Raw genomic sequence first — 13,901 nt, forward strand, 5'->3', positions numbered from 1 at the left:
CCCCCAGACAAGGCCTATAGTTGCCATTGGTTGTATATCCACATGGGGGGTAAGTAATCATTTTTATGTTTTAAGGTCCAACCGTGTTTATCAAAAGCCAAACTGGCTGCGCCGAGCAGCTCAGGCGGATAGTCTTCAAATCCATAATGGGTTACTGAGTTGACACGTTGGGCCATCTTTTTATGGGTTTGGGTGGCCGTTATCATGGCTTGTTCGAAGCCTTTTTCATCTCCGATGGCAATGTAGAAATACGGCATGTATGGGTCGATGTAAAACGCATCTATGGCATCTCTTCGCGGAAAGGCATTGACAAAATTACGCCATAAGCGCTCATGAGGGGCGGTGTCATCCAACATGCCTTTGAGATAGTCAACCTTTAAACGCGTAAAGATTTTGGAACTATCGTCTTTATCAACTATGGCTTTTTCACTGGTGTGTTGAAGTAATAAAGCCACCATGTCGTGGTCACGAAAGCTCAAAGCCTGGGTTAAACTCTCGAGCCACCTGCGAAGCGGGATAAAAGTGTTATATTGCAATGGGCCTGCAAACTCACTGACCTCAACTTCAACGGGGTTAGGGCTGGCCATATAAGCTTTGGCTTTTGCATCGGTGGCATTTTTACTTAGCCGTAACATGGTCAGTGCATAGTCTAAATCACTGTCTGCTTGTGTCTCTTTATAGACTGCAAAGCTTCTAGTAAACGCTATTCGCGCTTCTTCTTCGACACGACCGATTAGCCTTGAAAGTTGATTATCGAGCGGCGGAGCATTTTTAATTAAATTTACTTTACGTTGGTACTTATCTCTTGCCAATTTACGTAATGTGATGATTTTTTTTCAGGATCTTTTTGGTATTTAGCATGGGTTTTTATGTGTTTCATGGCGTTTTTCTTCTATGCATGATTTAGTTAATCTTATAACGCCCACTGGTTATAAATCTACGCTTTATCAGTAATATATATGGCCGAGGAAGGTCGCGCATGAGCCGCCTTCTAACAAACAAAGAAATTAGTCCTAAACATCTAAATCTCTTTGGGTTGAAGCTTCATGGGTGCATATTTTCATTAGCACTGACACCATTTGGCTAAAGTTATCAATGCGACAAATGAGAGATTTTAAGACTAAGGTTAAAACGCTACTCTTTGTAAGAAAAGTATTGTGTTGTATTACGTCCCTGTAGCTTGGATCCGGTTCGGCCATCCTGGGCCTCACGCTCGGCGCTAGCCTTGCTAAAAAATTAAAAGAGTAGGCAGTATTCGAGCCGTATTACTTCCCTGTAGCATTGCCCTTCGGGTATCCATACCCTCACTTCCTCGCGCTGCGGAACTACGTTCCGGACACTCGTCAACCTTGCGCAAAAGTAATCTTGCTGCGCAACAAAAACTAGTCAGAGCGGTTAAACTTGCTCATTTCACCTTGCGCAAAAGTAATCTCGCTTACAGAGTACTTCTCCACAGTGTATAAAACGGCTTACTTCACCTTGCGCAGAAATAACCTTGCTGCGCAACGTGTATTCTGCACTTAGAACCCAAACGGGATGTTGAACGCGAAGAACGCGATTAATAAGCCAGTCCAGCACACTAAGAAGGTCAGTGAGTAAGGGATCATCATAGTGATCACATCACCGAAACTGAGATTTTTATTGTACTTACGCATAAACGCTAAAATAACACCGGCATACGTCATCATCGGAGTGATGATATTTGTTGATGAGTCTGCAACTCGATATGCAGCGGCGACAAGTTCTGGCGTCATGGCTGGGTTGACTGCATACAGCATAGGTACGAATATTGGCCCCAATAGCATCCACTTTGATGTTAAACCACCAACGAATAGGTTAATCAACGCTGTGGTTAATACAAAGCCGATGATCAACATAATTGGTGAATCTTGTAGGCCCATTGCAGATAAACCACTTGCGCCTAGATAAGTGATGTATGTACCTAAGCCTGAGTAACCTAAAATGCCTAAGAAGTTATAACAGAAGAAGGTAAGCACTAAGATGTAACCCATGGTATTCATTTGCGCTACCATGGCTTTGACTACGTCCATCAGGCTTTTAAATTTACCTGTTGCGACACCAAAAGCAGCACCTACTGAGGTAAAAATAAAGGTGATCAACAAAATTACATTATTTAGGTAGGGCGTCACGGTTTTACCCGCTTCATTTTCGTATGGAGCTAGCGGTCCTAGCGCCAACAAAACGACTAAACCAATTGAAGCAAGCAAACCCCAGAATGCGGCGCGAAGACCTTTTTTCTCGTCTTCAGTCACTGAGAAATCAGACAAGTCCATACCTTCAGGCAGATCATAAGGCATGTCTTTAAACTTAGGTTCGATGAACTTTTTGGTTACCCAAGCACCTAAACCCACCAGCATAAAGGTCGAGACAAAAATAAAGTAGTAATGCATGGTTGCTGGTGTTAGCGCACTGCCATCTGCCGCTTGGAAAGGTATGCCTTGAGATTCAGCAAAAATTTGTGCATTCAAACCAATGATCACATCCACTGGCGTTGCAGGAATTAAGTTGGCACTGAACCCTGCTGATACACCGGCAAATGCAGCCGCCATACCTATCATCGGGTTTTTACCAAGGCCGGCATACAAGAGACCAGCCAAAGGAATAAGAATAAGGTAACCCGCATCGGTTGCGATTGAGCTCATGATCCCTAAAAAGATAAGCGCTGGCGCTAAAAATTTCTCATTTAAACGCGTACCAATTTTCTTGATAAGGGCATTGAATAAGCCTGAGCTTTCGGCCACCCCAACACCTAGCATCACGATTAAGATGACCCCTAATACGCCACCACCAAAACCGAGCCAGTTATTCAGCAGAGCATTATCAAATACCCAACGAACATGTTCGGCTTCGGTCATATTTTTGATGGTATGGGTTATGGCGCTGCCATCGGCGCTTTGTGTTTCGAACGTTAAACCGCCTATTAATGCGGTTAAGGCAAATACGAATACCAAAAACCACATAAAAATAATGATGGGATCGGGTATTTTTTTACCTGCCTTTTCAATAAATGCAACGATACCGCCGCTGCTCGGCTGAGCTACTTCACTTGTCGACACTTTTTTACTTCCTATTTTGTTATTTTAATTATGCTCTTTGTTCAGCATTAACCCACTTAGAGCACTAATAGCGCAAATAGTTTAATGATTTTGTCACAAATCAGAAACAAACAAGATAAAACCACATAATAGCGAGATAATGTAACAATTAAAAGCTCATTTACTTGTAAATTGACTTGCAACTTTGCAAAGAAAAGCGGCTATTTCCTGCGAAGTAGCCGCTTTAATTTACAATTTACGTAAAGTTAGATTTATGGTTTTACCGCTGGGGTTGAGTACTTAGGCGGCTTAATATTAAGTGGCGACTTGCCTTCAAGCTCTTTCATTAGCTCTGATACTGCGCGCTCTAGCTGAGGGTCTTTACCTTGCGAAAGCGAACGTGCATCTTGATACACCTTAATATCAGGCGCGATCCCCTTGTTTTCACCTACCCATTCATTGTTGATAGGGTCAAACACGGCATTATCTGGTGCTGTCAGTGCGCCACCATCAACCAGTGGATAATGCACCGATGATTTCACTACCCCACCCCAGGTTGTTGCACCAATCAGCTTGCCCACTTTTTGCTGTCTAAACGCCCATGGGAAGTAGTCACCACCCGAACCAGCTAGCTCGTTGATAAGCAGAGCTTTTGGCCCTTTTATACCCGCAGGTAATAGCATAGGTTTGCCGTTTGGTACTTCATTGGTGATCGCAGCACGCAGCTTGCGATTCATTAAATCAACCATGTAGTCATCTAATAAACCACCACCATTAAAGCGCTCATCGATCACCGCGCCCATTTTGTCTTGTTGCGCAAAGAAGTAACGGTTAAATGACGTAAAACCAGGTGTTGAAGTATTTGGCACCCACACATAAGCAAGCTTGCCGTCTGACAACTTATCAACTAAGCGACGGTTGTCTTCAACCCAAGCACGCTGACGAAGGCCATACTCACTTGAAATCGGCTCAACAATCACTTGATGCGCCCCTTCATAGTCTGGCTTGTCGTTTACTTTCAAGGTCGTTTGTTTACCCGCGGTGCCGTCTAATAGCGCATAAGGGTTATCGTTTGCTGTAAGCGGCTGGCCATTAATCGAAACGATATATTGCTGCTCTGCTACTTTTAGATTTGGCTGATCTAATGGACCTTTTAGTTTCGGGTTCCAGCTTTCTGAGGTATAAATTCGGTCGATTTTCCAATAACCGTTATCTTGAACTAAGTCTGCACCCAATAGGCCCGCTCGACGTTTTTCAACATCTGGCATATCACCACCGAATACAAAGCTGTGACCAACAGACAGCTCACCGTTAACCATATCAAGTAAGTAATTTAAGTCCGAGCGGTGTTTAACATGCTCAACCAAAGGCTCATAACGTGAAAACACTTCATCCCAATCACGACCATGCATATCAGGGTCGTAGAAGTAGTCACGTTGATAACGCCATGCTTCAACAAACATTTGACGCCATTCTGCTTGACGGTCTAAACGCGTTTCTAAATCAACTTTAAGTGGCTTACCCAGTTTTACAGATGGTTTAGTTGCATCGACCACATGCCAACTGCGGCCTTTTTTCACTATGAGCTTTTTGGTATCAGCAGAAATGTTCACATCACTGATACCGCTTACATATGGCTTTGCCTTACGCTTTTTAACACTGTATTTATGTAGTGAGAAAGACCAACCTTTGTCGGCACGTTTAGCAAAGAACACACTGCCTTTTGGACCATGTATCACACCGCTGTAACGGCCTTCAGGCATAGGTAGTGGCATAATGCGACGTTCAATGTTATCAAAGTCTATGCTAACAACGACGCCATCTTTCTTTTTGTCTTTGCCTTCTTTTTTATTAGACGCATCTTTTGGCTTATCTGAAGACTCAGCTTTTGCCGCTTTATCAGCCTTTTTATCTGTATCTGTATCTGCTTTACCTTCGTCAGGCTTAGCTTCTTTTTTCACCTTTTCTTCATCGCTTCGCAGTGCAAAAGGTGAATCTAGATCTTTGGCAAGATTGATAATGTAAGGCGCATACTCATGATCTGCCGACATTGAGCTTGTATTTGCCCAACCACTGTCTAGACCATAGTCAGTACTGGCTAAGAAAAATAAATGTTTACCACTTTGATCCCATGCAGGCGAAACTGAATTAGCCATGCGGTTTGTTATGGCACGGCTTTGCCCTTCTTCTAAAGACCAAACTTTGATTTGTTTAAAGCCATTATCAGCTTGCTTGGCATACGCTAACCATTTTGAGTCGGGTGCCCAAGTTAAACCTGTGCGACCACGTTCTAAATTGTTACCGCCGACATCAATGGTTTTAATCGTCTCAGATTCTAAATCGACTAAACGGTAACGCACATCGTCATCAACAAAGGCAATATACTTACCATCCGGTGACCACTGTGGTTCCCAGGCCATTTTCGACTCACCAATCGAAATGGTTTTACGCTCACCCATACCATCTTGGTTTTGTAACACTAATTTATAACCTTGCTCACCTTCATCAGAGAACCAAGCAATTTTATCGCCTTTTGGTGACCAAATTGGCGCTCTATCGGCTGAACTATGATCTTTGGTTAAATTACGCGTTGAGCCATGCTCGACAGGCACTGTGAATATTTCGCCACGCGATTCGAATAACGCGCGTTTGCCAGAAGGCGATAAAGAGGCATTTTTAGCGCTGCTAGCAACGTTTTGCCACTTAGTTTCTGCCCATGGGAAGTCGGCTTGTATGTTAATGTCGAGCTTTTTAGCACGTTTGCGCTTTACATTATAAGTATACAAATAGCCGTCTTTTTCAAATGCTAATTGCTTACCATTGCTGGCAAGTTGCTTAATGTCACCACCTTTAAATTTAGTGATTTGTTTGGTTTTGTTGCTTTTTGGGTCATATTCCCAAATATTCGATATCCAATCTCTATCTGACAAATAATACACTTTGCCTTTAAGCCACACCGGCTCAATATCTGTTGACGTATCGAAGTGAGGTAGTTGGGTTTCTTCTTGTGTTTCTAAATCAAGTAGCACAAGTGGGGTATTCTGGCCGCCTTTGTAGTTACGCCACTCGCTATCCCAGCGACTCATACGGTCAATAATGAGTTTGTCACCGTCTTTTGAAAATGCGCCATTGAAGCCCCATTGATGCGTAACAAGCTCTGGTGCTCCGCCATCGACAGACACGGTCCATAAACGCTCATAGCGCTTTGGTGCGGTACCACGAGAAGAAGCAAATAACACCTTTTTGCCATCTGGCGTCCAGCCTCTTACATACGCATTGTTTGCATGCCAAGTGAGACGTTTTGGCTCTCCCCCCGCAACAGGCACAATATAGACAGATTGCTGGCCGTTTCGATTAGAGCTAAATGCAATAGTCTCACCATCAGGTGATAAATGTGGTTCAGTTTCAACTGCTTGCGTACTTGTAATTCGCTTAAGGTTTTCACCTTTGAGGTCTGACACCCAGACATCTCCACCATAAACAAACCCGATATGAGAATCGCTAAGCGTCGGTTGTCTTAAAAGTCGAGTCTCATCAGCCGCATTGGCTGAAAAAGCACTGATCACGCCCAGTGCAACGGCTGAAATAATATTCTTCATTGTTATATTTCTCTATTTTCCTTATTGCTTGTCACCTAACAAGAGTAAAAAATGATAACTTTTAGACTGTTAGCTACATTTTGATGCTAACACAAAAACCCATATCAGGAACAACCTCTATCAAAAGCCAGATTATTAAACAGGCGCAAATTTATAATTGAAAGGAAGCAATTGTAATAAATTGCTTCCTTAAGACCTTAGCCCACCTAAAATTCTAAGATTTCAGGTATCAAAATCGGTTAGCCTTTCTGTGCAGAAAACTGCTCCCAAGGGCCTGTAATAGCGAGGGTTTTGGTCGGTGAGTAAAGATTTACAAATAGTGTTTTTCCATCGTGAGAGAAACACGCACCTGCAGGCTCTGTTTGAATGTGAAGTTTTGCAAACGGATATACTGCACCTTTTGGTGTCACGCCTCTTAAAAAGTTTCGGGTTACATCGGTGTATTGATCTTCACACACCAATAAATGGCCTTGTGGAGTCACCGTTAAGTTGTCACCAAAGTTATACTGACTACCATCAGTACTCTCAACAAATAGCTGTAATAAACCTGGGTGCTGAGATTCTTGCGCTGTGCCCTCAAAGGCTGATGGCTGATAACGCATTACTTGGCCAAATTGTTTTTGCCCTCCATTGGTACAGCAGAAATACAATTCATTAGTGCCAAAATGAATACCTTCACCACGCGCAAACAGCGCTGCGCCCGCTTCATAACCTTGCGCGCGTAAATCATCATTGGGACTTTCAGGGTTTGAAAGCGTGATCCATTCAACCTCTAACCAATCACCCAATGCCATGCTGTTTTCAGCCCAGTTTCGAGTATCAAACTGTGGCTTTTGCTTAACGACAAGGGCTTGTAATGTTCCCCCTTCACTTAACTGGCCTTTTACCTTTGGAATAAAGCGATAAAGTAGACTATCACCCCTGTCTTCAGTCAGATAAATAATGCCGGTTCTTGGGTCGACAGCTGCCGCTTCATGGTTGAAGCGACCCATAGCGACTAATGGTTTTGGCTCTACTAACCCATTCGCCTCTGCGGGTACTTCAAAAATATAACCATGGTCTTTTGAGATGTTGCCATCGGGACGATCGACTGACTCTTCACACGTTAGCCAGGTGCCCCAAGGCGTTGTACCGCCCGCACAATTTCTGATTGTACCTATCAGGCTCATGTACTGTTTTTCTAATGTTTGCGTTTTTAGGTTGTAAACCAGTGTTGAGGTGCCGCCTGGTAAAGCTGTACCAGATTTTAAATTGTCGTAACTTTTATTTGATTTAAAAGACTGCCATGGCATAGCTGACTTTTTTATGTGCTTTTGAGCCAGCTCGTGATTACGAACCAAAGCCACACGATCTTCATCTAATTTGATACACCCCATACCATCTGCATTGTCTGGTACTGGCATACCATCATCCATTTTATCGCCGAGTTGTGAGATCACTCGATAACTAAACCCTGGCGGCAAGTCTAGGATATTATTTTTGTCGGAAACTAAATCGCCATACCCTGATGACAGCGGCATGTCAGCCAAAGCCACACTATTGCCTTCTTTGCTGCGACAGCCCATCATATTGACGGTTAACCCCGAAAAAGCCAATGCCGCAGCACTGAATGTAAATTGTCTACGTGAGACCATTACTTCCCCCAAAATTTAAATTCGTACAATTACTCTAACCGATTTTGTGATAATGTAACAAAAGCATTCTATTATCAACATTGTTTTTATCTCTTATTAGCCTAGATTAAAGGCGTTATATGCAAAGCATATGAAAAGGTCGAATTTTATTTTGATATCGTCAGGTTAGATTTTATGGATGAGGTATGAACATTGAGATAGAATTGCGCGGTCTGTGCTGCTTTCGTTGTGATCCACAATGAAACAACGTTTTTTATTCGTGCTTAATACATTGAGGCCATCATGTTTACTGATACGCTTTTAACGATCCTCGTTATCTACTCTTTTGCTTTTTTCATTACTGGTATTTTAATGATTATTTTAGAACCTAAAGGTGATGAAAATCGCTACCAACAGAAGGTAACTGAATACACTATGTTGGCGATTGGATCGGTAGCTACTCTGTCATTTTCAATTTTTGGCCTGACAAGCCTTTAAATAAGTAAAAGTCTAGATGGGTTAGGGCGTGCTGAAATTACATAACCTGAGCTTTAGTTGCTCAAAGTTATCAATAATATACACGCCCTAATTTGTTATGCGCATTCAAGTTTCATCTCAACCAATGAAGGTGTAAAACCTAGCTTTTGATAAGCATTAATTGCAGCTTGATTTCCAGCGTACACATCTAAGTAAAATATATCTACACCATGTGCTCGCCCCCAGCCCATTAGCGCATCCATAACAAGCCGGTTTAACCCTCGACCACGAAAATCTGGTGCAACATACATAAAGCCAAGATAGCCATGTTGTTCATGAGACAGAGATTGCTTACTTGCTCTGAGCTGAATGTAGCCAGTCGCAATGATTTGGTCTTTTTCCTCGAGCACCAATACTTGGCTGTTTGTTTCACTTATGAGCGCAGGTAAGTCGTAATATGTCGCGTCATTCGCTTTAATATGGCTGTTGTAAGCTCTTTCTGCTTCAACGACGGCTTGCTCTAAATATAATAAATCGTTTATATCATCCTGAGTCGCGATTCTTAAATGCATCTATTTACTTCTTATTATTAATTTTTAATTTTTAATTTTTAATTAAATTGAGCCAAAAAGGCATTAAATTGGCTGTAATCGCCAATGTTCTTATCTATCCACTGATCATCATGGTATGTATTTAAGTACCTTTCTCCACTGTCGCACAAAAGCGTCACGATTGCACCTGACTGCCCCTGCTGCTGCATTTCTAAGACTTTATTTAACACGCCAAACATATTGGTGCCTGATGAAGGCCCTACACGCTTACCAAGTTTTTTACTGAGCCAATGCATGGTGGCAATACTGGCGGCATCTGGCACTTTTTGCATCTCATCTACTACTCCAGCAATAAAAGAAGGTTCAACTCGCGGCCTGCCTATGCCTTCAATACGACTGCCTCGACTGAGCGTAATGCTGTTGTCACGAGTCTGAAAGTAGTCATAAAACACAGAGTGTTCAGGGTCTACAACCAACAAGTTTGTATCGTATTTTTGAAAACGTAAATATCGGCCCAGCGTCGCTGAAGTACCACCAGTACCAGGGCTCATCACTATCCAACTTGGTATAGGATGAGGCTCATCTTGCATTTGCTTAAAGATACTTTCAGCAATGTTGTTATTACCGCGCCAATCAGTCGCACGCTCGGCATAAGTAAATTGATCCATATAATGGCCATTTAATTCATTGGCTAAACGCTGAGACTCGCTGTAAATTTGGTCTGTTTGTTCAACTAAATGACAGCGGCCACCATAGAATTCAATCTGTTTGATTTTTTCTTCTGCCGTAGACTTTGGTACCACAGCAATAAAGTCAAGACCAAGTAACTTTGCAAAGTAAGCTTCTGAAACAGCAGTGCTACCGGATGAAGACTCTATGACAGGAGTATTTTCAGTGATATGACCGTTACATAAAGCATACAAAAAAAGTGAACGTGCAAGACGATGCTTAAGAGAACCTGTCGGATGTGTGCTTTCATCTTTTAGGTAAATTAATACATCAGGATGAGACGCTAAATCTAAACGAATTAAATGTGTATCGGCAGAGCGCGTGTAATCTGCTTCAATGGTTTTAATTGCCCAATTAACCCAAGATCTGTGCATGCGATTTTACCTTAAATTCTTCCCTTATTTGCTTTAAGTCCACCCTTTAGGAACATACTATCACACAAAAGTGGTGCTTTCGCCAAGCACCACTTTTAGAAAAACCTTAACAAAATATTACTGTTCTTCGAGTAGCCCCCGAGTTGGTGACTTTAACTGCCTAAGAGACATAAAAATACCTGTGATTGCGATGATTATTGCCATCATTAGAGCCTGCGTTAACACGGCAAAAAAGTTTGCTTGATAAGGCATAGCCAACTCATACTTATAAAAACTAGCAATAGACAAGTAAACACACAAGGTGGCTACTAATGCAGGTAACAAAGTAATAATTGTCCATTCATAAAATATCAGTAATTTTTGCTTTATTTTATCTATACCAAATACAGTCAATAAACCGTTGCGCGCTTTATCTTGCTTTTGGTGCACTGAAATTGCAGCTGCTAAAAGTAAGTTGGTAAGAAGTGCGATGAATGCACTGTAGATCACCACTATCATAATTAAAAAGTTCATGTAAAAACGTATATCAGCCAGCATAGCATCCACCGACATTATGCGCATGCTTGGGTGTGCTTGCCAAACTTGGCCAAGATTTGCCAACGCTTTATCACTCAGTTGTGCATCTCCCATATAAAATGTCTCAACGTTTGCGACTGCATCATTACTCTGTCTCACAAACCAGAATGTTGTGTTACTGCCACCCGAAACAAAGTCGTGTTTCGCGGCAACATGCAACTCTATAGTTTGCTCTCCCATGCGCATTTTCAGTACATCACCCAATTTAAATTGCATATCTTCAAACACTTCACTTTCAATAGAGACCGGCCACTGATTTGCTTTAAGAACTTGATCACTTTGCCAACTGCCCAATACAACTTCATTATTGCTTGGCACTTGCGCTTGCCAGTGCAGACGAATGGGTCGCTCTAAACGCGCTGATGATTCACTGGGTTGCAGCCCTGTTTCGTTAAGCTTTACTTGATTGATATGCGTTAGCTGCGCGTATTGAAAAGGCGCAATATAGTTAATTTGCCCTTTGTATTGGGTTAAAAACTGCGCTAAGGCCTGTTGCTCAGTCTTCGTTACTTGGCTTATCACCACATTGCCTTGGTCTTTAAAGGTAAGTTGCTCCAATACATTGGTGACATCTTGCGTTATGCGCAGTGATAATAGCAGCAAGGTCAGACTCAAACCTAAGGCAATGATCTGCGCACCTTTTACATATATACGTTGTTGCATAAGGTATAGGGCAAAACCAAATAGCTGAGCACGCTTTGATAGCCCCCATTTGCCCAAGCCAAGTACACACCAAGTCAACAAAACTAAACCGAATAGGCAAGCCGCCAGTGTGCCGACGACCATGACGGTTAAAGTCCAATTATCTGAGTACCATACAATCAGTGCAATAATAGCGACGAGGGGCATCATACTCGTGAGCCATTGCTTACGCTCTGGAGCTTGATAACTCATCAATAAGCGCTTAACTGGTGTGGTTAATACTGAATACCAAGCAGGCAAAGTGAGTGCAATATAAAGACTGAGTGCTATAGCTATCACCTCTAACAGCGCCGTCCATTGCCAATCAAGGGCTATCACAATTTGGTAGTTTTCTAACCATTGCACCGCAAAATAAGTGGTCGCTGTAGCCATTAAAACACTTGGCACTAAAGTAATAACAGTCGTAAATAAACACCCAAAAATAACCAACCATTTACTGGCCTGTTTTGCTAAACCATTGGCCATACAAATAGCGCTAAAGGTTTGTAATGGCTTAATGACGTTTTGATTGCTTAGAGCCAAAATGATACTCGCCAAAATCACCAACAACACAGACACTAAGCCCATAAACTTTTCGACTCGCTGCCAGCTTTTAGCTAAAGGGTGATTACCTAATGTTTGACTGATGAGCGTCGCGCCATCAATGTCATCGCTGGCCGAAACTAGGCTTTGTAATTGTGTTTCATCATGTGCCATTAAGTATCGATAAGATTTGGCTTCTAATGTGTTGGCTTCTGTTAACTTTTTAATAGATGCTAAATGCACCATGGCACGCATATCACTGTTATGTCCCTCACTCAATCTGTCAGGCTCTGAGATTAAATAATGAGTGAACATAAAGGTTTGCCCAGCGACTTTAATTTCATCATTGACCTTTAGTGATAAAGCTGCGGCTAAGCGTGACTCTAGCCAAATCTCACCTTGGTTCGGCCCTTTTGTATACTCTGTTGTAGTTAATCCTTGCTCCTCACTCACACCAAGCGTGCCAAGTACTGGATAATTATCATCAACTGCTTTTAATCTGACTAATTGGGCCAAATGTTTATCTGCAACTTGATGAGTCAGCGTGACATTATAGGTTTGGGTTTCACTAAACTCGTGGCTATGTTGAATAAATGCCGAACGCTGAGCTTGGTTTAAAGGTTGAAATGTTTGTACAACAGAGTCAGCACCCAGCAGTTGCTGCAAGTTCTGTTTTAAATACCCTTGTACACCATTGCCAAGCAGTGTGGTGAAGCTCAGATAGAAGAATAAGATGAACAGTGTGAGTAACTGAACTAGATTGACGCGTGAGCGAGTTTGCTGCCAATGAAATTGCCAAGACAGTGCCCATAATGACTTAATAGAATAGTCATTGTCTGACGCTGGCGTGCGTTTATCTATGAGATTTGAAAGTGCATTTACGAGCATAACTGCAACCTCCCATGCTCTAGTTTATAAACTGTGTCGAGCTGTTCAGCTAAGGCTTGATTATGAGTAATTAACACTAAAGTCGCGTTGGTTTCGCGACAACATTTCAACATTAATTGACTGATATGCTCTGCGGTTTGCTCATCAAGATTACCCGTTGGTTCATCGGCAAAAATAAGCGCAGGCTCAGAGACAAAAGCCCTCGCGATGGCAACACGCTGCTGTTCACCACCACTGAGCTTACTGACCGAAAAGTCTGCACGCTCAGCAAGACCAACTTTAGACAACCAATTGCGCGCTTTTTCAAATGCCTGTTTATCGCCTTTTAATTTCAATGGCAGTGCGACATTATTCAATGCATCTAACTCAGGAATTAGATGGAATTGTTGGAACACAAAGCCACTATGCTGATTTATCTCGCCCGAATTAAGTGCTACCTGCTGCTTGATAAAAGCCAATTCACCACTTTGCAGCGGCTCAAGACCTGCCAGAATACTCAACAAAGTCGTTTTACCACTGCCTGACGCGCCCACGATGGCAACTTGTTCAGTTGCTTTAATTTGCAATGATGCGTTTTCAAGTAATGCTAAGTTTAAGTCCTTATTAACAGGAATATGGTGTGTCAGGTTCGTTAAATTGATTGCGATGCCCATAGTGAACTCCGTTTATTTTTATGTCTGGGCTTAGTATTTATGATTGGCTGTGAAAGGAATGTGAAGAAACATTTTCACATCTTTGCTTACAATTTTGATTAACAAGAATGCGCAGATTACTTTTCATATTCGTTGTTTTAAATTAAGTTACCTATTCAGAA

Annotated in this window: 9 protein-coding genes; 1 reads left to right on the forward strand and 8 read right to left on the reverse strand. The window is 42.2% G+C overall.

The window, feature by feature from the left end:
* Positions 1-14 precede the first annotated feature (14 nt).
* The 4 genes from ACGHEH_RS06090 to ACGHEH_RS06105 form a co-directional block, all read right to left on the reverse strand.
* Complete coding sequence (locus ACGHEH_RS06090; RefSeq protein WP_390442900.1) at positions 15-812, reverse strand: immunity 49 family protein; 798 nt, start codon at positions 810-812, stop codon at positions 15-17.
* 708 nt (positions 813-1,520) lie between these two features.
* Positions 1,521-3,077: an AbgT family transporter gene (locus ACGHEH_RS06095; protein WP_390442902.1), complete on the reverse strand. Its 1,557-nt coding sequence runs from the start codon at positions 3,075-3,077 to the stop codon at positions 1,521-1,523.
* 251 nt (positions 3,078-3,328) lie between these two features.
* Positions 3,329-6,655: a PDZ domain-containing protein gene (locus ACGHEH_RS06100; protein ID WP_390442905.1), complete on the reverse strand. Its 3,327-nt coding sequence runs from the start codon at positions 6,653-6,655 to the stop codon at positions 3,329-3,331.
* A 239-nt stretch (positions 6,656-6,894) separates the two neighbouring features.
* Positions 6,895-8,289, reverse strand: coding sequence for an alkaline phosphatase PhoX (locus tag ACGHEH_RS06105; protein ID WP_390442908.1), 1,395 nt, complete (start codon positions 8,287-8,289; stop codon positions 6,895-6,897).
* A 282-nt stretch (positions 8,290-8,571) separates the two neighbouring features.
* On the opposite strand from ACGHEH_RS06105, the gene ACGHEH_RS06110 reads away from it, so the two are divergent.
* A complete protein-coding gene (locus ACGHEH_RS06110; protein WP_349286862.1) occupies positions 8,572-8,766 on the forward strand; it encodes a hypothetical protein in 195 nt (64 codons plus the stop codon).
* Positions 8,767-8,861: 95 nt separating this feature from the next.
* Here the strand turns inward: ACGHEH_RS06110 and ACGHEH_RS06115 are convergent, their stop codons facing one another.
* The 4 genes from ACGHEH_RS06115 to ACGHEH_RS06130 form a co-directional block, all read right to left on the reverse strand.
* The gene (locus tag ACGHEH_RS06115) at positions 8,862-9,317 is read right to left on the reverse strand and encodes a GNAT family N-acetyltransferase (protein ID WP_390442911.1); all 456 of its coding nucleotides are present in this window, start codon (positions 9,315-9,317) and stop codon (positions 8,862-8,864) included.
* A gap of 38 nt (positions 9,318-9,355) precedes the next feature.
* The gene (locus ACGHEH_RS06120; protein WP_390442914.1) at positions 9,356-10,399 is read right to left on the reverse strand and encodes a PLP-dependent cysteine synthase family protein; all 1,044 of its coding nucleotides are present in this window, start codon (positions 10,397-10,399) and stop codon (positions 9,356-9,358) included.
* A gap of 117 nt (positions 10,400-10,516) precedes the next feature.
* Positions 10,517-13,087, reverse strand: coding sequence for an ABC transporter permease (locus ACGHEH_RS06125; RefSeq protein ID WP_390442917.1), 2,571 nt, complete (start codon positions 13,085-13,087; stop codon positions 10,517-10,519).
* Positions 13,078-13,740 (reverse strand): ABC transporter ATP-binding protein, encoded by a 663-nt coding sequence (locus ACGHEH_RS06130; RefSeq protein ID WP_138566713.1) that lies wholly within the window; start codon positions 13,738-13,740, stop codon positions 13,078-13,080. The genes ACGHEH_RS06125 and ACGHEH_RS06130 overlap by 10 nt, the downstream gene beginning before the upstream one ends.
* Positions 13,741-13,901 lie beyond the last annotated feature (161 nt).

Source organism: Pseudoalteromonas sp. MTN2-4 (genome assembly GCF_042848605.1).
Taxonomy (GTDB): domain Bacteria; phylum Pseudomonadota; class Gammaproteobacteria; order Enterobacterales; family Alteromonadaceae; genus Pseudoalteromonas.